Genomic DNA, 20,366 nt, shown 5'->3' with positions numbered 1-20,366 from the left:
GACGCTGGGGGAGACGAAAGGACTCCACGATGGACCGCGATCTTCCCGACGGCGTCGACGACGCCAATCCGTCGCTCGGCCGTGCGCCGATAACCGACGGAGCAGCGAGCGAGCAGAACGCCGCCGCCGAGGGATCGCCCGATCTCGTGGATGACACGTCCGCAGCCGGGGCCGGTCGGCCCGCCGGCGCCCCCGCTCCGCCCGACGACCCTGTCGCGGGCGAGCGTGTGCGCCGCAACGCCGATCCGGACCTCAGCGCGGACCGAGGAGAGGAACCGTGATGAGCACGACGGGCAACGAGTTCGAGCAGCCGGGCATCAACCACCCCGATCGCAAGGATGCCGACGGCGCGGAGGCGACTCCCGCCGACGGCGAGCCGACGCGTGAGGATGTGCCAGCTCAGAACGAGCCGACGCACACTGCGGTCGGCGTCGGGGCCGTTTCCGACGGCACCGACCACCACGGTCAGGACGGCACGCGCGACACCCTCACGGTGGGCGAAGCCCAACGCGAGAGCGGCGCCCTCGGCAGCGAGCAGACCCAGAACCTGCCCGCGATGGACCAGAACAACGCGTCCGACGTCGAAAAGGTGACGGGCATCGTCGCGCAGACCCGGTCCGACGTCTCGCACCTGCCGCGCGAGCGCATCGTCGAGGTGCTGCACCAGCGGCTCGAGCAGGCCGGCATCCCGCTTCCCGATGACGAAGTCGACGAACTCGCGAATCAGATCACGACAGGGGACGCCGGCTCAGGCACGGGCGCGGCGACAGGGTCAACGACCGGCGAAGTCGAGGATCAGTCGCGCTGACGGGGCGGCATCCCGGATCATCGTCTCGTGACCGTGCCCTTCGATCTCGGCGAGCCGGCCGTTCGGAAGCGTGCGAACGACATCGTGACACCATGACTCGGGCGCGACGATGTCGAGCGCGCCCCGGATCACGAGCGTCGGCGCAGCGACGTCGGGAAAGACGTCTTCGGGTCGGTGGCGCAGCATGGCGCGGAATTTGGCACGCAGCCGTGGACCCGCGCGCACGTACTCACGGGCGCCCACCGCGATGACCTTCGGGCTCTCCACGGCGATGTCGCGCGCGAGGCGCCACAGCTGACGCAGCGGGGTCCGGGCGTCGGGATCGCAGGCCGGACCGAGCAGAACGACGCGGTCTACGAGGCTCGGATGCCGGGCCGCGAGCTCGACGGCGATCTGGGCGCCCATGGAATGCCCCGCGACGACCACCGGACCAGCCGAGCGCGCCCGGAGGAATGCCGCGAGCAGGTCGGCAGCGCGCTGCATCGTGAGGACGCGGGGCGGTTCGGGGGCTTCGCCGTAGCCGGGCAGATCGACGCAGATGACGGTTCCCGCCGCGCTCAGGAGTTCGGCGAGATCGCGGAACGCGCTGCGGCCCATGCCGATGCCGTGCACGAGCAGGAAGGCGGGCCCCCCGGTGGAGGTGCCCTCGTGTGTTTCGGCGATGAGCGTCGCGCCGGAGGAGGTGAAAGATTCCACGAACGGCATATGTCGAGCGTAGCCACTTCCGGCTGGGCGCTCACCGAACGCGCCGATCCGCCTCGCGGGCGATGTCGGAGGGGTCGCCTACCGTCGAAACATGCGCATCCTGCACACGTCGGACTGGCACATCGGCCGGTCGTTCCACGGGCACTCGACACTCGAGGCGCTGCGTGGCGTGCTGGCGACCCTGATCGACCAGGTGCGCGAGCACGGCGTCGACGTCATCATCGTCGCGGGCGACGTGTTCGACTCCGCAGTGCCGGCCGCGCCCTGCTATTCGCTCCTCTCCGACACCCTGCGCGATCTCGCCCAGGCGGGGGCCCGCGTCATCGTGACGAGCGGCAACCATGACTCGGCCGCACGCCTCGGTTTCCAGTCCGCGCTGCTGCGCGACGACATCCGCGTCGTCACCGACCCGCTCTCGGTGGGCGAGCCGATCACGATCGACGACGCGCACGGGCCCGTGCACTTCTATGGCATTCCGTATCTCGAGCCCGCGCTCGTGCGCTCCGTGTGGCCCGGCGTCGAGATCCGCTCGCAGGCCCAGGCCGTCGCGCACGCCATGTCGCTCGTCCGCGCCGATCTCGCAGAGCGCGGCGGTCGCTCCGTCGCGATCTCGCACTGCTTCGCGGCGGGGGTCGAGGCGACCCCCGGCGTCGAGCGCGACATCCAGCAGGGCGGGCTCGACGTCGTGCCGCTGTCGACGTTCGACGGCCCGGACTACATGGCTCTCGGCCACATCCACGGGCGCCAGCAGCTGTCCGAGCGCGTGCGCTACGCGGGAGCGCCGCTGCACTACAGCTTCGGCGAACGAGACAAGCCGCGGGGGTCGTGGCTCATCGACCTCGATGCCGACGGACTCGCGGGCGCCGAATGGCTCGCGCTGCCCGTGCCGCGCCGGCTCGTGCGGGTCACAGCGTCGCTTGACGAGCTGCTCAACTCCGACGCGTTCGCGGAGCACGAAGATGCGTGGGTCGACGCGCAGTACACCGATACCGCTCCCCAGCGCGACGTCATGCGGCGCCTGCAGAAGCGCTTTCCGTTCTGCGCGAAGGTGACGCACGCACCGACCGTGCGGCACACCGACGCGCAGCGCACGTACGCGGCGCGCGTGCGCGCCGCCCACAGCGACCACGAACTCATCGACACGTTCCTCGCGCATGTGCGCAACGGCGTCGGGGCGACACCGCGAGAGGCCGAGATCGTGCGAGACGTGCTCGCCGCGCACGCGTCGGCAGTCCCCGCGGCCGAGCGGCCGAAGGTCACGACATGAAGCTGCACCGCATCGAGCTCGAGGGTTTCGGGCCGTTCCGCGATCGGCAGACGGTCGATTTCGACGCGTTCGACACCGACGGATTGTTCCTCATCACGGGTCGCACGGGTGCGGGCAAGTCCAGCATCCTCGACGGTGTCTGCTACGCGCTGTACGGCACGGCGCCCCGGTACGACGGCGGCGACCGGGGGCTGCGCAGCGACTATGCCGAACCCGACGAGGTTACGGCGGTGCGGCTGGAGTTCACGGCGGCCGCCCGACGCTGGCGCGTGACGCGCACTCCCGAGTACGAGCGACCCAAGGCGCGCGGCACAGGCACGACGGTGCAGAAGTCGACCGTCCTGGTCGAAGAGCTCGCCGGCGATCAGTGGCACGGGCGTGCGACGAAGTACCGCGAGGCCGCCGAGATCCTCGACGAGATCCTCGGACTCACCCGCGACCAGTTCCAGCAGGTCATCCTGCTCGCTCAGAACCGGTTCGCCGAGTTCCTCCTCGCCAAGAACGACGAACGACAGGCGCTGTTGCGCACCCTGTTCGGATCACTGCGCTACGAGGAGTACCAGCGCGAGGTCGAGCGCCTGCGTCGCGACGCGCGCGCCGCGCTTCAGGGCGACAGTGCGACGCTGGACGCGCATCTCGCGCACGCCGAGGCACTCGTACGCGACCACGGGCTCGAGGGAGCGGCATCCGAGTCCGATGACGCTGCCGTGCCGCCGACTCTCGAGCGCATCGAGGCGGTGCACCGCGCCGTGCCGCGCGCCCGCTACCGTGCCGACGAATCAGCCCGGCGCCGCGACGACGCGCAGGCGACGCACGACGCCGCTCTCACCGCATACAGCGCGCAGAAGGCCCTTCGCGATCGCCAAGAGCAGCGCCTCGCCGCGCGGCGTGCCCTCGCCGCGCTCGATGAGCGTGCGCCCCAGGTGAGCGACGACCGTGCCCGGCTCGCCCGAGCGGCAGCGGCAGAGGGTCTGCGTCCACTCCTCGCCGCAGCACGACGGGCGGTGGCTGCGGTCGACCGCGCGGTCGCGCACGAAGCAGCGGCGCGGACGGCGTGGGTCGACGCCGATGCAGACGGGGTCGCTGTGCCCGACGACGCCGCCGCGCTCGCCGCTATCGCCGACGCGCTCTCCGGTGACCTCGCGGTATGGGCCTCGGCCGCCGAGCGCGAGACCGCCCTGCCTGAGCTCGCCGACGCCGTGCGTCGCGCAGACTCCGAGATCGAGCGGCTCGACGACGACCTGGCCCGCGCGAGTGAGCGGGGCACGCTTCGCCAGGCGCGTATCGCGCAGCTCGAGCCCGAGATCGAAGCGCTTGAGGCGGCGGCGCCCGCCGTCGATCCGGCGCGCGACGCCCTCGCGACGGTCGCGGCGCAGCTCGAGGCCGCACGCGACGCCGCGCGACTTGCACCACTCGCGCACACGGCCGAGGCCGAGCACCTGGGAGCGATGCAGACGCTCCAGCAGTGCACCTCCGACGTCCGAGCCCTGCTGCAACGCCGCCTCGACGGATACGCCGGCGAGCTCGCCGCCGCTCTCGTCGACGATGCGCCGTGCGCTGTCTGCGGTTCGCTCGAACACCCGCGACCGGCGCGTTCTGACGGTGAGCCCGTCACCGACGAAGCGATCGCCGAAGCCGAAGCCGCTGTCGAACGTGCGACGGCGGCGGCGGCGACCGCTTCCGCTGCCTCCCGAGCGGCGCGCACGGCACACCACGACGCTGTTGCGCGTGCGGGCGGAGTGTCCCTCGATGAGCTCGTGAGCGCCCACGACGCCGCCCGAGCGCTGCTGACCGAGGCCGAAGAAGCCGTGACGGCGATCGCGACGCTGAAGTCCGACCTGCGCGATCTGCGCGCAGCCGAGGCAGCAGCCGTCGCCGAGCGCACCGAGCTGGCGACCCGACTCGCGGCCGCAAAAGAAGACCGCGCCGCGCAGTCCGAGCGACTCGCCGCGGCGACCCAGGCTGTCGCGGCCGCGCGCGGCGACCACCCCTCGGTCGCGGCACGCATCGACGAGGCGAGCCGGGTGCGCGACGCATCCCGCGCCCTCGCCGCAGCGATCGACGACCGTGTGCGCGCCGAGCAGACGGCCGCCGACGCGCAGCGCGATCTCGACGAACGGCTCGCCGAATCGGCGTTCGACGACGCGGCATCCGTCGATGCGGCGCTCCTCGACGCCGGGGCACGGGAACGGCTCGCCTCCGAGCTGCATCGCTACGACGTCGACGTCGCCACCGAGCGCGAACGGCTGCTCGTCCTCGAGACCGAGCTGGCCGGAGCCCCCGACGAACCGGTCGATCTCGCCCCCGCCGCTGAGGCGGCATCCGTCGCACGCGACGCGTGGAACGCCGCCGTCACCGAAGCCGCGCGCGATGCCGAGGTCGCCGCACGGCTCGGCGAGGCTGCTGAGCAGGCGACCCGCGCGCATGCTGCATCGGCCGAGCGCGATGCCGAGCACGAGATCATCGCGGGCCTCGCCGACGCGCTCGCGGGCCGCACCGACACGCGGATGGACCTCGAGACGTTCGTGCTCGCCGCCGAGCTCGAGCAGATCGTCGACGCCGCCAACCTGAGGCTCGACGTCATGTCGTCGGGGCGCTACCGTCTCGAGCACTCCGACGCGGTCGGCCGCCATCGCGCGGCATCCGGACTCGGGCTCGCGGTGTTCGACGCCTACACGGGACAGTCGCGGCCGACGACGTCGCTGTCAGGCGGCGAGACGTTCCTCGCGTCACTCGCGCTCGCGCTCGGCCTCGCCGAGGTCGTGACGGCGCGCAGCGGGGGTGTGCGGCTGGACACCCTCTTCATCGACGAAGGATTCGGGTCGCTCGACGACGAGACGCTCGATCTCGCCATGCGCACGCTCGACGAGCTGCGCCAAGGCGGGCGCACAGTGGGGCTCATCAGTCACGTCGCGGCGATGAAAGAGCAGCTGCCCGCACAGCTGCGGGTCGAGGCGACGCCGCAGGGGCCGAGCGTCATCCTGCAAGAGACCGCGGTTCCGGCGGCATGAACGACCGAGGCGGCACCCGTACACGGGTGCCGCCTCCGATCTGTCTGCCGATCAGCCGGCGAGGTGCGCCTCTGCCGCGGTGATCACGGTGTCGATCAGGCGCGTCGCCTGCTCTTCGGTGAACAGTCCGCCCGTCGCGGCCGAGAACGACGAGATCATCGCGTCGCGCGCGACGTCGCCGCCCATGAGGGTCGTCTCTCCGAGGGTGATGAGGATCTCATCCGAGAAGGCGCCGTCGATCATCTCCTGGGTCACGCCGGGCTGGGCCTCTTGCATGATCTCGGTGAGCACGGGCCGCACCTCGGCGAGGTAGGCGGCTTCGTCCTCGCTCGTGACGACATCGCCGTCATCGGTGTCGCTGTCGGTGTCGGTCGTGTCATCGCCCGGAGCGGGGGCCTCGGTCTCGACCGCGGCCGGCGGCGAGGGCACGAATTCGCTTCCGGCATCCGCCGTCGAAAGACCGACGAGCACGAGTCCCCAGACGAGCGCTCCGACCCAGGCGGCGCCACCGAGGACCGACACGATGATCGCGCCGATTCCCAAGCCCTTGCCGCCCTGCTTCTTGCTGGCCAGGGCGACGATGCCGAGCACCAGCCCGACGAACAGCAGGATGCCGCCGATGATCGTGAGAACGAGGGAAACCCACAGCAGCGGAATGAACGCGATGAGCACGAGCACGAGACCGCCGATCGCCGTGCCCAATGCGGCCCCGGCGAGGCGCCTGGGGCGCGTGTCGGTCGTCGTGGGGGCGTTGCCGTACGCGGGCGGCTGGCCGTAGGCGGGCTGGCCATACGCGGGCTGGCCGTAGGCGGGCTGCTGTCCGTAGGCGGGCGGCTGCCCGTATGCCGCGGCGGGCGGGCCGGAGGGAGCCTGCCCGTAGCCGGCGGGCGGGTAGACCTCGGTCGGCTGCGCGTCGCTCGGGGAATAGTCCGGGTAAGCCTGCGTGGGCGATTCGTCGGAGGCCGGGTGGGTCTCGCCGGGTGAGCGGTCGTCGTCGCCCGTGGGCTGCGACGGGTCGTTGGGGTTCGACATGATTCCTCGATCCGAGTCGTGGTCGTGTGAAATCGCCACCGGATCGCTATCGCGAGCGGAGCAACAGCGCTGGCCTACCTAGGCTAGTCGTTATGAACAAGGGCACAATCTGGACCATCCTCGGCGTCATCGTCGCCGTGGTCATCGCATGGGTGATCGTGAACGTCCTCTTCTCGCTGCTGTGGTTCGTCGGCAAGCTCGTCGTCGTCGCCGTCGTCGCGCTCATCGTCTTCATCGCGCTGCGCGCCGCATTCTCGCGCCGTGACTGATCCGCAGGCCGCAGCGCGCGGGCGGCTTCAGACGCCGTAATCGGCGCGGATCGTGTCGCGCAACTGCACGCTGCAGGCGGCGACGGTCTCTCGCCAGTCGGTGCGGGCGTCGTCCTGTGCACGGTCGGACACGGACTTCAGCACCCGGATCGGCACGCCGAACTGCTGCGCGACCCAGATGTACGCGTACACCTCCATGTCGACGAGGCTCGCTCCGAGCGGGCGGATCGACTCGAGTGCGACCGCGTCATCGACGAACGAGTCGCCGGTCGCGATCGTGAGGCCTTCGCGCTCGAGGTCGACGCGCGTGGGCAGAGAGACGTGCTCGCCGACGATGCCGTCGAAGCTCGCGACATCGTGCTGCACGGCCGAGGTCACCTCGTACACCGTCGACTCGAGGCGCGGGTCGATCGCACCCGCCGTGCCGACCACGACGATCTCGTCGTAGTCGTGCGCATCGAGCGCGCGGGTCAGGGCGAATGTCGCCATCATCTTGCCGGGGCCGGTAACGAGCCGGTCGAAGCCCGGAAGCTCAGCGGGAAAAGCGACGAGTTCGGCGTCCAGGGCCGCGACGAGGAGTTTCACCCGTCCATTGTCCCTCGTCGGGCGACTAGCCTGGACGCGATGTCGACTTCTTCCCCGTCGCAGCCGGCGACCGCCGCGATCCCGCTCTCCTCCGCTGCCCGCTGGCGCGCGTTCTGGATCTGCGTCTCTGTCGCGGCTATCACGATCCTCGACCTGACGAAGGTCAACGTTGCACTCCCGTCGATCGGCGAGGTCCTCGACGCCAACTCCACCGAGCTGCAGCTGGTCGTCTCGGGTTTCGTGCTCACGTTCGGGCTCGCGCTCGTGCCGTTCGGCAGGCTCGGCGACCAGCGCTCTCGTCGCATGCTCTTCGTCATCGGGCTGTCGCTGTACACGTTGACGAGCATCATGTGCGCCCTGGCGCCGAACGCGACGATCCTGCTGATCGCACGGCTCGCCCAGGGAGTTGCCGCCGGCATCCAGATGCCGCAGGTGCTCGGAATGGCGCAAGAGCTCTTCCAGGGCAAGGAGCGCGGCCGCGCCTTCGGGCTCTTCGGCGCGACCATCGGTCTCGCGACGGCCTTCGGCCCGACCCTCGGCGGCTTGCTGATCGCGATCGGCGGCCCTGAGGACGGCTGGCGGCTCACGTTCTGGATGAATGTGCCGCTCTGCCTCATCGCGATCGCCCTCGTGCTGTGGCTGCTGCCGGCTACGCGAACGCGTTCGGCGCGGCGCGTGCGACTCGATCCCGTCGGGCTCGTGCTGTTCGCGGCATCCGTCATCTGCTTCATGTGGCCCTTCCTCTTCACGACGGGCGCCCCCGACGACAACCCTGCGCGCTGGTGGCTGCTCGTCGGCTTCGTGCTGTTCACGGCGGCCTTCATCGCCTGGGAGCGCCGTTATTCGGCGAAGGGTGGCACGCCGCTCGTACCTCTGCCGTTGTTCGGCATCTCCTCCTATCGCAACGGCACCCTGCTGCAGACGGCCTACTTCACAGCGATGCCGGCGATGTTCCTCACGACGACGCTCTTTCTTCAGCTGGGGCTCGGCGTCGAGCCGGTCTACGCCGGCATGGTCTCCATCGGCTTCGCCCTCGCCAGCGCCGTGACGTCGTGGATCGGCGGCAACCTCGTCAATAGGTTCGGTCGCCCCATCGTGCTGTGGGGGCTCGTCGCGATGCTCCTCAGCGCGGGGGGCCTCGTGATCACTGCCCTGTTCGCCGACCCGCTCTTGACGCCGTACATCATGGCCGCCGTCATGATCGTCGGCGGTGCCGGCGGCGGGTTCGTGATCGCCCCCAACCAGACGCTCACGCTCGCCGATGTCCCCGTGTCGCAGGGCGGCGTGGCGGGCTCGGTCGGTCAGCTGGGCCAGCGCATCGGCACGGCGGTCGGCATGGCGGTCGCCCTTTCGCTCTTCTACGCGACGATCTACCGTGAGACAGGGATCCACGATGACCTCGTGGTCTATCAGGACGCCTACGCGTACGCCATGATCTCGATCGCGGTGTTCCTCGGTCTCGCCTTCCTCGTCTCGATCCTCGACCTCACCGACCGCCGCCGCGCGGGCGGACGCGGCCCCGCGCGGCACTGAGGACCGTCGCAGCACCGCGCGAGCCCGACGCCGGCACCGGTCTCTTCGCCCCGCCCGGACGGATGATCATCGTCCCTTCCGAGGGCGGCCCGACGGGGCCAAGATGAGAGAGCGGCGCCGCCGCGCGCGCGCACGACGAAGGGCGCACCGATGGAATCCGTTCTGCTTGACACCCCCGCCGGAATCTCGGCTCGCTTGGGATGGGACCCCCGGATGAGCGAGCACGACCGCAAGCGCGCCCTCGCGAGGGAGCTCGTCGCCGCGCGCCTCGGCGTCGATGAGAAAGACGTCCGCGTCGAGCGTGAGGCGCCCACGACGTTCGGTGTCCACACGCAGCTGTTCGCCGTCGTCGACGGAGAGGAGGTGCCGCTGCGCATCCGCAACGCGAACGTCCGCGCGGCCTCACTGGTCACCGTCTGCGAGCCGGATATCACCGTCGGGATAGACCTGCGCGACGCGCACCCCGATGAGGTCGAGCTCCACACGATGAAGCGGCACTCGCACCTGATCGACGAGTCCGATCTGAACGCACTGCTCGCGCACTGGACGCGCGTGCAGGCTGTCCGCGACGCCGACGCGCGGGGCACGCGCGTCGCGCCGGAGCACGTGCGGCTGAACTGGACACTCACGAAGGGCTGGGTGTCCGACCGTCGGGCCCAGTACGATCTCGTCGACCTCTCGCGCGACGGGTGGATCATCACCCTCGCCTACGCCACCCCCTGAGGATCACCCGCGGGACGGCACGGGCGGCCGAGACCCCGTGCTCAGTCGGCGCGAGCCGAGGCGGGAAGCGCAGCGTCGAGCTCGGCGAGCCACGCGCGCGCGTTGCCGTCCGACGGTGCGCGCCAGTCGCCGCGTGGTGACAGCGACCCCGCGGGCGAGACCTTGGGACCGTTGGGGATCGCGGAGCGCTTGAACTGGGCGAACGCGAAGTACCGCTGCAGGAAGACGCGCAGCCACCGCGCGACGGTCGACAGGTCGTAGGCGTAGCGGTCGGCCTCGGGGAAACCGGGGGGCCATTCCCCGGCGTCCGGGTCCTCCCACGCGTGCGTCGCGAGGAACGCGATCTTCGACGGGCGCATCCCGAACCGCAGCACGTGGAACAGCGCGAAGTCGTGCAGGGCGTACGGCCCGATGCGGTCCTCGGTGGACTGCAGCTTGCCGTCCTGACCCGCCGGTACGAGCTCGGGCGAGATCTCGGTGTCGAGCACGGACTGCAGCACGTCGGCCGCGGCATCGTCGACGCCCTCGCGGTGTGCGATGACCCAGCGGATGACGTGCTGGATGAGGGTCTTCGGCACCCCCGCGTTGACGGCGTAGTGGCTCATCTGGTCGCCGACGCCATACGTCGCCCATCCGAGGGCGAGCTCGGACAGATCGGATGTGCCGATCACCAAGCCGCCGTTCTGGTTCGCGAGGCGAAAGAGGAAATCGGTGCGCACCCCCGCCTGCACGTTCTCGAAGGTCACGTCGTACAGGGGCTCGCCGCCGGCGAACGGATGCCCGATGCCCTGCAGGATCTCGGTGGCGGCGGGGCGGATGTCGATCGTCTCGATGGACGCGCCGATCGCTTCGGCGAGCGCGATGGCGTTGGATTTCGTGTGGTCGCTCGTTGCGAACCCCGGCATCGTGTAGGCGAGGATGTCGCTGCGCGGGCGCCCCATCCGATCCATCGCGCGCGCCACGACGAGGAGAGCATGCGTCGAGTCCAGGCCGCCTGATACCCCGATGACGGGCTTGGGGTCGCCGATCGCGCTCAGCCGCTGGATGAGACCGGAGACCTGGATGTTGAACGCTTCGTAGCAGTCCTGCGCGAGCCGTGCCGGGTCATCCGGCACGAACGGGAACCGGTCGAGCGGCCGCCGCAGCCCGATGTCCTCGTGCGGCGGCTCCAGGAGCGTCTCGATGCGCAGGAACTCCGGCTCGATCGCTGCGCGGTTGTCGTCGAATGTGCCCTGGCGCAGCCGATCCTGCCGCAGCCGGTCGAGGTCGACATCGGCGACACTGCGCCGGGGCCCGTCGGGGAAGCGCTCGGTCTCGGCCAGCAGCATCCCGCTCTCGTAGATCATGGTCTGGCCGTCCCACGAGACGTCGTTCGTGGATTCGCCCGTTCCTGCCGCCGCATACACGTACGCGGCGAGACAGCGCAGCGACTGCGAGAGGCACAGGGCCCGTCGCTCATCGGCGCGCGCGATCGTGATGGGGCTGCCGCTGAGGTTCACGAGCACCGTCGCCCCGGCCAGCGCGGCCTTGGACGACGGCGGAATCGGCACCCACACGTCTTCGCACACTTCGGCGTGCAGCACGAGGCCCGGCACATCCTGCACGTCGAACAGCAGGTTCGTCCCGATCACGGTCTCGATTCCACCGATGCGGATGCCCTCGCCGGACCACGGCTCGCCCGGCGCATACCAGCGGCGCTCGTAGAACTCGCGGTAGGTGGGCAGGTACGACTTCGGTGCGACGCCGAGCACCGCCCCGCGGTGGATGACGACGGCGCAGTTGTAGAGGCGGTTGCGGTGGCGCAGCGGCGCCCCCACGATGATCACGGGCAGAAGATCCTCGGATGCCACGGTGATCCGCTCGATCGCCGCTTCGACGGCGTCGAGCACGGCATCCTGCATCACGAGGTCTTCGATCGCGTAGCCCGTGAGACACAGCTCGGGGAAGACCGCGACGGCGACGGACTCGTCGTGGCACGCGCGGGCTTCGGCCAGCACGGCGTCGGCGTTCGTGTCGGGGTCGGCGATCGCGACGGGGATCGTGCAGGCGGCGACGCGGGCGAAGCCGTGGCGGTAGGCGCTTTCGAACGGCAGGCTCATCGCTCCAGTGTGGCACCGGGCGGGTGGTGTGGCGAAGGTGCGCGGGGCGGTTTGCGCGATGGGGTCGGGGATCGCCGCGGACGCAACGCGCGGCGACCACGGCGTGGGGGCGCCGCAGACCGTGCGCGACGGCCGGTGTCGGAGGGCGCGGTTAGGGTCGTGGAGGAAAGGGAGGCATGCGGTACATCGAGGGTGAGAATCGGATCGTCTGGAGCGCGAGCGATCTGAAGGCGGCGGCCGAATGCGAGTTCGCCTGGGTGCGTGCGATCGACGCGAAGCTCGGGCGGATCGCCGCGGTCGTCGAACCCGAAGATGAGACCCTCAAGCGCGCCGGCCGCCTCGGCACGGCGCACGAGCGGCGCGTGCTCGACGAGTACATCGAGCGGTTCGGCCGTGATCGGGTCATCGAGATCCCCGAGACCCGGTCGACCGATGCCGCGGCTCTTGCGCACGCGGTCGCACTGACCGACGCGGCGCTGGCCTCTGACGCCGCCGTCGTGTACCAGGCCGCCTTCGCGACCGACGAGTTCGTCGGGTTCGCCGACTTTCTCGTGCGCGACCCGTCGGCAGGCTCGGAGTCGGGGGGCGGGGCCTGGATCGTGCAGGACACCAAGCTGGCCCGGCGCGCGCGCGTCACGGCCCTCATGCAGCTCGCCGCCTACGTCGATCAGCTCGATCGCCTCGGTGTGCCGCGCGGCGACCGCGTCGAGCTGCTGCTGGGCGACGGCACGACGAGCACGCACGACATCGACGACCTGCTGCCCGTCTTCCGCCTGCGCCGCGCGCGACTCGCGGCCCTCATCGCCGACCGCCGCATCGAGCTCGGTGCCGCCGGCGACCCGATCCGGTGGGGCGATGACCGCGGTGACCTGCGCGTCGTGGCGTGCGGGCGGTGCGCGACGTGCGACGCCGAGACGACAGCGGCGCGCGACCTGCTGCTCGTCGCGGGTATGCGACCGACCCAGCGCGAACGGCTGCGCACTACCGGCATCCTGACGATCGACGACCTGGCGTCGGCGGGCGAGGTTCCACCGCGCATGAACGCCGACACGTTCCGGATGCTGCAGACCCAGGCCCGTCTGCAGCTCACGAGTCCCGCGGGTGGGGTCGGCGAGGCTCCGAGCGGCGACGCACCGCTCGTGCCGACGTTCGAGGTCGTCCAGCCGAAGGCGATCGCGGCACTGCCGCGCCCCGACGACGGCGACCTGTTCTTCGATTTCGAGGGCGACCCGCTGTACAGCGAAGAAGCCGACGGCGCCGCCCGGCGGTGGGGCCTGGACTACCTCTTCGGCTGGGTCGATGACCAGGAGCGCTACACCGCACTGTGGGCGCACTCGTTCGACGAAGAGAAGCGCGCGCTCGAGACGTTCCTCGACATCATCGCACTGCGCCGCGCGCAGTACCCCGACATGCACATCTACCACTACGCGCCCTACGAGCCGACGCACCTGCTCGCGATGGCTGCGCGGTATGGCGTGCGAGAGGCCGACGTCGACCGCCTGCTGCGAGACGCGGTGTTCGTCGACCTCTATCCGATCGTCCGACGCGCGCTGCGGGTGGGGTCGCGCTCGTATTCGATCAAGAAGCTCGAGCCGCTCTACATGGGCGACGAGGTGCGCACGAGTGACGTGCAGAAGGGCGACGATTCGATCGTCAAATACGTCGAGGCGCGGGATCTGGCCGCCGATGATCCCGCCGCGGCCGCGCAGATCCTCGATGACCTCGCCGACTACAACCGCTACGACTGCGTCTCGACCCGCCGCCTGCGCGACTGGCTCGTCGACCGCGCCCGCGAGGCGGGCCTGCGGCCGACCCCCAACCCCGAGCCCGACGAGTACGTGTACGAGCCGTCGCCCCGCGCTCTCGCGCTGACCCGCCTCGCGGCGGAGCATCCCGACGAGTCAGCCGAAGCCGTCGCGCTGCGCCTGGGCGCGGCGGCGATCGACTACTACCCGCGCGAAGTGAAGTCGTTCTGGGCGACGCACTTCCTGCGGCTGCGCGAACCGGTGTCGCTGTGGGAAGAAACGCGCGACGTCGTCGTGATCGACCCCGACCGGTGCCGTGTCATCGACGACTGGCACGTCGCCGAGAGCGGGCGCGGCGCCGAGCGGCGCATCGTCGAACTGCGCGGCGAGGTCGCGCCGGGTACGCGGCTCAATGTCGGATCGAATCCGTTCGCGCTGTATGAGCTCCCGGCGCCCTATCCGTTCGAGGCGAAGCCCCGCTGGATCCACTCGGCCCGGCCCGTCCGGGTCGTCGAGGTGCTCGATGACGGGGTCGTCGTCGAAGAGACCGCCGTGGACGGCGTCACGTGGAGCGGGCTGCCGCTCGCCCTGACTCCGGCGGCACCGCCGCACGCAGGCAATCAGCAGTCCGCGATCGACGCGTGGGCGGATGCCGTCATCGCGGCGTCGCCCGCGCTGCCCGACGGCCCCGCAACCGACATCCTTCGGCGACGGCCGCCCCGCGTGAGCGGGGGAGCCCTGCCGCTGTCGAACGGAGACGACGTCGAAACGATCGTGCACGCCCTGCAGGCGCTCGATCACAGCGCCCTGTGCGTGCAAGGCCCGCCCGGCACGGGCAAGACGTACGTCGGGTCGCACGTCATCGAGCGGCTCGTGCGCGAGCGCGGCTGGAAGATCGGCGTCGTCGCGCAGTCTCACGCCGTCGTCGAGAACATGCTCGAGCGGATCATCGCGGCCGGGGTCCCCGCCGCGCAGGTGGCCAAGGCGCCCAAGAACGCCGACGCGGAGACCGTCTTCACCGCGATCCGGAAGAACGGTGTCGCGGCGTTCACCGCCGAGAATGCGGCATCCGGATTCGTCGTGGGGGGCACGGCGTGGGACTTCGCGCACGAGGGTCGTATCCCGCGGGGGAGTCTCGATCTGCTCGTGATCGACGAGGCCGGGCAGTTCTCGCTCGCGTCGACGATCGCGGTCTCGCTGGCCGCGCCGCGGCTGCTGCTGCTGGGCGACCCGCAGCAGCTGCCGCAGGTGAGCCAGGGCACGCACCCCGAGCCCGTCGACACGTCGGCGCTCGGGTGGGTGATGGACGGATCCGATGTGATCCCGGCCGAGCTCGGCTACTTCCTCGCGCGCACGCGCCGTATGCGGCCCGAGGTCGCCGCGCCCGTATCGGTGCTGTCGTATGACGGCGAGCTGGCGGCACACCCTGCAACGGCCATGCGCGTGCTCGACGGGGTCGAGCCGGGCCTGCGCCCCGTGCCCGTGCGGCACCGGGGCAATACGACGCAGTCACCCGAAGAGGCCGAGGCCGTCGTCGCGATCGTGCGCGGTCTCATCGGCGGGCAGTGGCACGACATCCGGTTCGAAGAGGGCGATGGGGCGGGCACGTGCGATCCACGCCCGCTCGACCAGCGCGACATCATCGTTGTGACGCCATACAACGCGCAGCAGGTCATGGTCGAAGAAGCGCTCGCCGCGGCGGGCTTCGCCGAGGTGCCCGTAGGCACGGTCGACCGCTTCCAGGGTCAGGAGGCAGCGGTGGCCATCGTGTCGCTCGCCGCCTCGTCGGGGCGCGATGCTCCGCGAGGGGTCGACTTCCTGTTGCTGCGCAACCGGCTCAACGTCGCGATCTCACGCGCCATGCACACGGCCTACCTCGTGCACTCCCCGGAGCTGCTCGACGATCTGCCGCGCACACCCGAGGGCGTGGCCCGGCTGAGCGCCTTCGCGCGGCTCGTCGGCCGGGGCGACGCGTAGACTCGCCGGACACCCGAAATCCGACGGAGGTACCCGTGGCCGACGACGCCCCACGACAGTTCGAGATCGATCTTCCCCCCGAGCAGATCCCCGGATCGTACGCCGATTTCGCGAACGTCTGGCACACGCAGACCGTGTTCGTGATGGACTTCCTGACCCTCGCCCAGCCGCCGCACGAAGAGGTCGATCAGGCGACGGGCGAGCGCCGCACCGTGGTGCCGGCGCGCGTCGTGGGCCGCATCCGGATTCCTCCGGAGCAGGTGTTCGAGCTCGCGAAGGCCCTCACGCAGCAGCTCGAGTTCTGGGAGCAGGAGACGGGCAAGAGCCCGCCGACCGAACCGGCGCGCTGAGTCAGACGGTGCCGTAGAGACGGTCGCCGGCGTCGCCGAGCCCCGGCACGATGTACGCGTGCTCATCGAGTCGCTCATCGACGGCGCCGAGGACGAGCGTGACGTCGCGGCCCCGGACCTGCTTCTCGATCGCTGCGAGCCCTTCGGGCGCGGCGAGGATGCAGATCGCGGTGACGTCCTGCGCGCCGCGGTCGAAGAGGAACTCGATCGCGGCGCCGAGCGACCCGCCCGTCGCGAGCATGGGGTCCAGCACGAAGCACTGGCGGTCGCTGAGATCGTCGGGCAGCCGTTCGGCGTACGTCGCCGGCTCGAGCGTCTCTTCGTTGCGGGCCATCCCGAGGAAGCCCACCTCGGCGGTCGGCAGCAGCTTGACCATGCCCTCGAGCATGCCCAGACCCGCGCGCAGGATCGGCACGACGAGCGGGCGCGGCTCGCCGATCTTGACGCCCGTCGTCGTGGTCACGGGGGTCCGGATCTCGACCGGCTCGACCTGTACGTTCCGCGTCGCCTCATAGGCGAGCAGCGTCACGAGTTCTTCGGTCAGCTGGCGGAACACCGGCGACGGCGTGCGCTCGTCGCGCAGGACCGTGAGCTTGTGCGTGATGAGCGGGTGGTCGGCGACGTGCAAGCGCATAGGGCAAGGGTAGTCGCTGGGGTGGGCCCGCACCGTACGCTCGTGTCGTGACCTTCGACCCGCGAGACACCGCCGCGATGCAGCGCGCCCTCGCGCGTGCGGCCGAGGCCGCCGCGGCGGGCGACGTGCCCGTCGGGGCCGTCGTGACCGATGGCACGGGCACGATCATCGGCGAAGGCCGCAACCTTCGCGAGGCGACGGGCGACCCCACGGCGCACGCCGAGATCGTTGCGCTGCGCGAGGCTGCGGCATCCGTCGGCACCTGGAACCTCGAGGGCTGCACGCTCGTCGTGACCCTCGAGCCGTGTCTCATGTGCGCGGGCGCCGTGCTGCAGTCCCGCATCTCGCGCCTCGTCTTCGGCGCGTGGGACGACAAGGCCGGCGCGGCCGGCTCGATGTACGACGTCGTGCGCGACCGGAGGCTGCCGTATCGCGCCGAAGTGGTCGGGGGCGTCGCCGAAGAGGCGGCATCTGCTCTGCTGCGCTCCTTCTTCGACGCCCGTCGTTGACGTCTGCCGCTCCCGGTATCAGCGGGGGAGGAGAGGGAGCACCTCTTCGCCGAGGAACGCGACGTGGTCGAGGTCGCGCAGGTCCATGAGCTGAAAGTGCACGCGGTCGGCTCCGAGGTCGCGCAGTCGAGCGACGGAGGCGGCGATCTCGTCGGGTCCGCCGACGAAGCCCGCGCGCTCGCGCGCGGCCTGCACGGTGGTGCCCACGTTGGCGGCACGCCGTTCGAGATCGGCGGGCGTCGCGCCGGCGAGAGTCGGCAGCGCGACCGAGAGCTTGAGGGTCGCGGGATCACGCCCGATGCGCTCGCACGCCGCGCGGACTCCGGCGAACTTCTCGGCGACGACGTCGTCGTGCTGGAACCCGATGTTGAACTCGGTCGCGTAACGCGCAGCGATCGCGGGTGTACGGCGCGGTCCTCCTCCGCCGACGATGACCGGCATGCGCTCCTGCACCGGCTTGGGCAGCGCAGGTGCGTCGAGGAGGGTGTAGTGCTCGCCGTCGAACGAGAAGGTCTCGCCGACCGGGGTCTGCCAGAGCCCCGTGATGACGGCGAGTTGCTCCTCGAACGGACCGAACCGCTTCGCCGGGAACGGGATGCCGTAAGCCCGATGCTCCTCTTCGAACCAGCCCGTACCGAGGCCGAACTCGACGCGTCCGCCCGACATGGCGTCGACCTGTGCGACCTGGATCGCGAGAATCGCGGGCACCCGATGCGTCGCCGAGGAGACGAGCGTTCCCAGACGGATCGTGCTCGTCTCACGGGCGAGGCCGGCGAGGGTCGTCCATGCGTCGGTGGGTCCGGGCAGCGGGTCGCCCGCGCCCATCCGCATGTAGTGGTCGGAGCGGAAGAAGGCGTCGAATCCGAGGCGCTCCGCCGCCAGTGCGAAGGCCAGCTGGTCGTCGTACGAGAACCCCTGCTGCGGTTCGGTGAAGATCGTGTACTCCATGCCGCCAGTCTGGCAGGCGGCTCAATCGACCGAGCGGATGACGAAATCCTCGGTCGGGGGATGCGGGTCGGCGCTCGGGCGGTAGACATCGGGCTCGAGGTAGATGACCCGTGCTGCCGGGACCGCCGCCCGGATTCGTTCCTCGACGATGTCGATGTCGTGCGCGGCGTCGGCGAGCGGCTTGTCCGACGGCAGTGCGATCTTGGCCGCCACGAGCAGTTCGTCGGGGCCGAGGTAGAGCGTCTTGATGTGGATGAGCCGCTGCACTTCGGGCCCCGACTCGATCGCGGCCACGATGAGGTCATGGTCGGTCTGCGTCGCCCCTTCGCCCACGAGCAGACTCTTCGTCTCGATGCCGAGGGTGATGGCCACGACGAGCAGGAGCGCGCCGATCATGAGCGTGCCGATCGCATCGAAGACCGGGTTGTGGGTAATGGCGGACAGTCCCACGCCGATCAGCGCGAAGACGAGTCCCGTGAGCGCGGCGATGTCTTCGAGCAGGACGACCGGCAACTCCGGTGCTTTGGCGTGACGCACGAACGCCACCCAGGACTGCCCTTTCGGGCGCACCAGGTTGCTCTCGCGCACGGCGGTGCGCAGCGAGAACGACTCGAGCCCGATCGCGATGACGAGCACGACAAGCGGCACCCAGACGTGGTCGAGTTCGTGCGGGTGGGTGAGTTTGTCGACGCCCTCGTAGATCGAGAACAGTCCGCCGACCGAGAACAGGATGATGGCGACGACGAAGGCGTACACGTACCGCTCGCGCCCGTGCCCGAACGGGTGATCGCGGTCAGCGGCGCGTCGTGCGCGACGGCCGCCGAGCAGGAGCAGCAGCTGATTGCCCGAGTCGGCGACGGAGTGGATCGCCTCAGCGAGCATCGACGCCGAGCCCGAGATGAACCACGCGACGAACTTGGCCACGGCGATGCCGAGGTTGGCCAGGAACGCCGCGATGATCGCCTTCCCGCCTCCGGACGCGCTCATGGCCTGAAGCCTATGCCCGGATGCCCGGCGGTGTCAGTCTGCCGAGCGCAGGATGATCGCCTCGGTGGGCGGTGCGGGATTGGCGGGGGCCCCGACGTAGCCGATGCGTCGCAGCAGCGCGTGGCGGAACTCCGCCGGGCGCTCGAGATGCAGCGCGTGCCCGATTCCCTCGAGACCGATCTCGGTGACATCTCCGCCGGCCTGGGCGTATGCGCCCAGCACGTCGCGCGTCTGTGCCACCATCTCCTGGGCCGGGGCGACGTCTTCTCCGGGCCAGTCCGCGACGATGCCGAGCTGGCCGAGGTAATTGATGTCCGAGAACGAGGCGTCCGAGATGATCGCATCCGCCGTACCGTGGATCCACAGGATGGGCGGCTTCTTCGCGAGATCGACGATCCCCGACACATTGAAGTGCTTCGGCGCCATCGCGTTGAGGACGCCCAGCGGACCCGCCGCGAACCCGGGCCAATTCTCACTCGGCACGCTGTCGCCCGGGTAGTTGCCCTCGGCCGTCGACGTCGTCAGCATCGATTCGACCCAGACGTCCTCGTGCTCGCTGCGGTAGTCAGCAGAGACATAGCTCGAGCGGAACACGGTGCGCGGCGAGGTCTGAGCCTCGTCGCTGCGGTCGCCCTCGGCGAGCCGTCGGATGAAGTCGGCGCTGGCGACGCCGGCACCGGTGCCCGCGTCGTCGGCGGTGAGGTGCGACCCGTCGCGGCGCGTGCCTCCGAACCCGTAGGGCGAGACGGGCGACTGCAGCGTGAGGCTCAGCGCGGGGTGGTCGAGTGCGTACTGCATCACGACGCCGCCTCCCATGCCCCAGCCGACGAAGTGGGCCGTGGGGATTCCGAGCACCTCGAGGGTCGCGCGAAGGTCGTCGCTGAAGTCGCGCACGCCGCGCGTCGCGTCGACGGGGGCGTGCTCCGTGCCGCCGAAGCCGCGTAGATCGATCGCGATGACGCGCAGGTCGCTCGGCAGGTCCTGCATGATCTCCTGCCAGAACAGGCTCGACGAGACGTTGCCATGCACGAAGACCACGGTCTGATCGGGGGGAGTGCTCGCGCTGTCTCCCGCGCGTTCGAGAATCTGCACGTCGAGTCTCGGCGTTTCGATGACGCGTGAGGTGATGCCGTCGAAGAGGGTCATGAGCGTGCCTCCGGAGTACTGACCGCGCGGAGGCGTCG

18 protein-coding genes are annotated in these 20,366 nt (G+C 70.4%); 10 read left to right on the top strand and 8 right to left on the bottom strand.

The window, feature by feature from the left end; translation table 11 throughout:
- The first annotated feature begins 29 nt into the window (after positions 1–29).
- Positions 30–281, top strand: a complete 252-nt coding sequence (locus tag AC25Y0_RS01645) for a hypothetical protein (protein WP_488122615.1) — start codon at positions 30–32, stop codon at positions 279–281.
- Positions 281–808 carry a hypothetical protein gene (locus AC25Y0_RS01640; RefSeq protein ID WP_488122614.1) on the top strand — a complete coding sequence of 176 codons (528 nt, stop codon included), beginning with the start codon at positions 281–283 and terminating at the stop codon, positions 806–808. The genes AC25Y0_RS01645 and AC25Y0_RS01640 overlap by 1 nt, the downstream gene beginning before the upstream one ends.
- Here the strand turns inward: AC25Y0_RS01640 and AC25Y0_RS01635 are convergent.
- Positions 773–1,513, bottom strand: a complete 741-nt coding sequence (locus AC25Y0_RS01635; protein WP_488122613.1) for an alpha/beta fold hydrolase — start codon at positions 1,511–1,513, stop codon at positions 773–775. The two genes, AC25Y0_RS01640 and AC25Y0_RS01635, sit on opposite strands and share 36 nt — an antisense overlap.
- A gap of 91 nt (positions 1,514–1,604) precedes the next feature.
- On the opposite strand from AC25Y0_RS01635, the gene AC25Y0_RS01630 reads away from it, so the two are divergent.
- Both AC25Y0_RS01630 and AC25Y0_RS01625 read left to right on the top strand, forming a co-directional pair.
- Positions 1,605–2,780, top strand: a complete 1,176-nt coding sequence (locus AC25Y0_RS01630; protein WP_488134078.1) for an exonuclease SbcCD subunit D — start codon at positions 1,605–1,607, stop codon at positions 2,778–2,780.
- The gene (locus tag AC25Y0_RS01625; protein ID WP_488134077.1) at positions 2,777–5,791 is read left to right on the top strand and encodes an AAA family ATPase; all 3,015 of its coding nucleotides are present in this window, start codon (positions 2,777–2,779) and stop codon (positions 5,789–5,791) included. Before AC25Y0_RS01630 ends, AC25Y0_RS01625 begins: the two co-directional genes overlap by 4 nt.
- Before the next feature lie 51 nt (positions 5,792–5,842).
- On the opposite strand, the gene AC25Y0_RS01620 is transcribed toward AC25Y0_RS01625, so the two are convergent.
- Positions 5,843–6,823: a hypothetical protein gene (locus tag AC25Y0_RS01620; protein ID WP_488122610.1), complete on the bottom strand. Its 981-nt coding sequence runs from the start codon at positions 6,821–6,823 to the stop codon at positions 5,843–5,845.
- A 92-nt stretch (positions 6,824–6,915) separates the two neighbouring features.
- Between AC25Y0_RS01620 and AC25Y0_RS01615 the strand changes: the two genes are divergently transcribed.
- Positions 6,916–7,092 (top strand): hypothetical protein, encoded by a 177-nt coding sequence (locus AC25Y0_RS01615; RefSeq protein ID WP_488122609.1) that lies wholly within the window; start codon positions 6,916–6,918, stop codon positions 7,090–7,092.
- Positions 7,093–7,119: 27 nt separating this feature from the next.
- On the opposite strand, the gene AC25Y0_RS01610 is transcribed toward AC25Y0_RS01615, so the two are convergent.
- Positions 7,120–7,677 (bottom strand): phosphorylase family protein, encoded by a 558-nt coding sequence (locus tag AC25Y0_RS01610; protein WP_488122608.1) that lies wholly within the window; start codon positions 7,675–7,677, stop codon positions 7,120–7,122.
- 39 nt (positions 7,678–7,716) lie between these two features.
- Between AC25Y0_RS01610 and AC25Y0_RS01605 the strand changes: the two genes are divergently transcribed.
- Together AC25Y0_RS01605 and AC25Y0_RS01600 are read left to right on the top strand one after the other, a co-directional pair.
- Entirely contained in the window at positions 7,717–9,210 is a 1,494-nt protein-coding gene (locus AC25Y0_RS01605) for an MFS transporter (RefSeq protein ID WP_488122607.1), read from the top strand.
- Positions 9,211–9,423: 213 nt separating this feature from the next.
- Positions 9,424–9,933 carry a hypothetical protein gene (locus AC25Y0_RS01600; protein ID WP_488122606.1) on the top strand — a complete coding sequence of 170 codons (510 nt, stop codon included), beginning with the start codon at positions 9,424–9,426 and terminating at the stop codon, positions 9,931–9,933.
- Positions 9,934–9,974: 41 nt separating this feature from the next.
- Here the strand turns inward: AC25Y0_RS01600 and AC25Y0_RS01595 are convergent, their stop codons facing one another.
- Complete coding sequence (locus tag AC25Y0_RS01595; RefSeq protein ID WP_488134076.1) at positions 9,975–12,032, bottom strand: NAD(+) synthase; 2,058 nt, start codon at positions 12,030–12,032, stop codon at positions 9,975–9,977.
- A 176-nt stretch (positions 12,033–12,208) separates the two neighbouring features.
- Between AC25Y0_RS01595 and AC25Y0_RS01590 the strand changes: the two genes are divergently transcribed.
- Both AC25Y0_RS01590 and AC25Y0_RS01585 read left to right on the top strand, forming a co-directional pair.
- On the top strand, positions 12,209–15,754 hold the full coding sequence (locus AC25Y0_RS01590) for a TM0106 family RecB-like putative nuclease (RefSeq protein WP_488134075.1): 3,546 nt from the start codon (positions 12,209–12,211) through the stop codon (positions 15,752–15,754).
- Positions 15,755–15,789: 35 nt separating this feature from the next.
- Positions 15,790–16,104 (top strand): DUF3467 domain-containing protein, encoded by a 315-nt coding sequence (locus AC25Y0_RS01585; RefSeq protein WP_488122603.1) that lies wholly within the window; start codon positions 15,790–15,792, stop codon positions 16,102–16,104.
- A gap of 1 nt (position 16,105) precedes the next feature.
- Here the strand turns inward: AC25Y0_RS01585 and upp are convergent, their stop codons facing one another.
- Positions 16,106–16,738 carry a uracil phosphoribosyltransferase gene (upp, locus tag AC25Y0_RS01580; protein WP_488122602.1) on the bottom strand — a complete coding sequence of 211 codons (633 nt, stop codon included), beginning with the start codon at positions 16,736–16,738 and terminating at the stop codon, positions 16,106–16,108.
- A gap of 77 nt (positions 16,739–16,815) precedes the next feature.
- Here upp and AC25Y0_RS01575 point away from each other — a divergent pair, with 77 nt between their 5' ends.
- On the top strand, positions 16,816–17,247 hold the full coding sequence (locus AC25Y0_RS01575; RefSeq protein ID WP_488122869.1) for a nucleoside deaminase: 432 nt from the start codon (positions 16,816–16,818) through the stop codon (positions 17,245–17,247).
- A gap of 18 nt (positions 17,248–17,265) precedes the next feature.
- Here AC25Y0_RS01575 and AC25Y0_RS01570 read toward each other — a convergent pair whose 3' ends face one another.
- Genes AC25Y0_RS01570 through AC25Y0_RS01560 form a run of 3 tightly spaced genes read right to left on the bottom strand, consistent with a single transcriptional unit; the run spans position 17,266 to position 20,328 of the window.
- The gene (locus tag AC25Y0_RS01570; RefSeq protein ID WP_488122601.1) at positions 17,266–18,195 is read right to left on the bottom strand and encodes an LLM class F420-dependent oxidoreductase; all 930 of its coding nucleotides are present in this window, start codon (positions 18,193–18,195) and stop codon (positions 17,266–17,268) included.
- 21 nt (positions 18,196–18,216) lie between these two features.
- Positions 18,217–19,182 (bottom strand): cation diffusion facilitator family transporter, encoded by a 966-nt coding sequence (locus AC25Y0_RS01565; protein WP_488122600.1) that lies wholly within the window; start codon positions 19,180–19,182, stop codon positions 18,217–18,219.
- Positions 19,183–19,215: 33 nt separating this feature from the next.
- A complete protein-coding gene (locus tag AC25Y0_RS01560) occupies positions 19,216–20,328 on the bottom strand; it encodes an alpha/beta fold hydrolase (RefSeq protein ID WP_488122599.1) in 1,113 nt (370 codons plus the stop codon).
- Between the last annotated feature and the right edge of the window lie 38 nt (positions 20,329–20,366).

It is taken from the genome of Microbacterium sp. Y547, assembly GCF_057669785.1.
The sequence above is the reverse complement of the archived record's forward strand: the minus strand, read 5'-3'. Positions and strand labels throughout refer to the sequence as shown.

Excerpts from the sequence above, each read along its gene's own strand:
- upp (WP_488122602.1), bottom strand. The coding sequence starts at position 16,738 with ATGCGCTTGCACGTCGCCGACCACCCGCTCATCACGCACAAGCTCACG.
- AC25Y0_RS01575 (WP_488122869.1), top strand. The coding sequence starts at position 16,816 with ATGCAGCGCGCCCTCGCGCGTGCGGCCGAGGCCGCCGCGGCGGGCGAC.
- AC25Y0_RS01595 (WP_488134076.1), bottom strand. The coding sequence starts at position 12,032 with ATGAGCCTGCCGTTCGAAAGCGCCTACCGCCACGGCTTCGCCCGCGTC.
- AC25Y0_RS01605 (WP_488122607.1), top strand. The coding sequence starts at position 7,717 with ATGTCGACTTCTTCCCCGTCGCAGCCGGCGACCGCCGCGATCCCGCTC.
- AC25Y0_RS01630 (WP_488134078.1), top strand. The coding sequence starts at position 1,605 with ATGCGCATCCTGCACACGTCGGACTGGCACATCGGCCGGTCGTTCCAC.
- AC25Y0_RS01625 (WP_488134077.1), top strand. The coding sequence starts at position 2,777 with ATGAAGCTGCACCGCATCGAGCTCGAGGGTTTCGGGCCGTTCCGCGAT.
- AC25Y0_RS01620 (WP_488122610.1), bottom strand. The coding sequence starts at position 6,823 with ATGTCGAACCCCAACGACCCGTCGCAGCCCACGGGCGACGACGACCGC.
- AC25Y0_RS01645 (WP_488122615.1), top strand. The coding sequence starts at position 30 with ATGGACCGCGATCTTCCCGACGGCGTCGACGACGCCAATCCGTCGCTC.
- AC25Y0_RS01590 (WP_488134075.1), top strand. The coding sequence starts at position 12,209 with ATGCGGTACATCGAGGGTGAGAATCGGATCGTCTGGAGCGCGAGCGAT.
- AC25Y0_RS01565 (WP_488122600.1), bottom strand. The coding sequence starts at position 19,182 with ATGAGCGCGTCCGGAGGCGGGAAGGCGATCATCGCGGCGTTCCTGGCC.
- AC25Y0_RS01635 (WP_488122613.1), bottom strand. The coding sequence starts at position 1,513 with ATGCCGTTCGTGGAATCTTTCACCTCCTCCGGCGCGACGCTCATCGCC.
- AC25Y0_RS01570 (WP_488122601.1), bottom strand. The coding sequence starts at position 18,195 with ATGGAGTACACGATCTTCACCGAACCGCAGCAGGGGTTCTCGTACGAC.
- AC25Y0_RS01600 (WP_488122606.1), top strand. The coding sequence starts at position 9,424 with ATGAGCGAGCACGACCGCAAGCGCGCCCTCGCGAGGGAGCTCGTCGCC.
- AC25Y0_RS01560 (WP_488122599.1), bottom strand. The coding sequence starts at position 20,328 with ATGACCCTCTTCGACGGCATCACCTCACGCGTCATCGAAACGCCGAGA.
- AC25Y0_RS01615 (WP_488122609.1), top strand. The coding sequence starts at position 6,916 with ATGAACAAGGGCACAATCTGGACCATCCTCGGCGTCATCGTCGCCGTG.
- AC25Y0_RS01640 (WP_488122614.1), top strand. The coding sequence starts at position 281 with ATGAGCACGACGGGCAACGAGTTCGAGCAGCCGGGCATCAACCACCCC.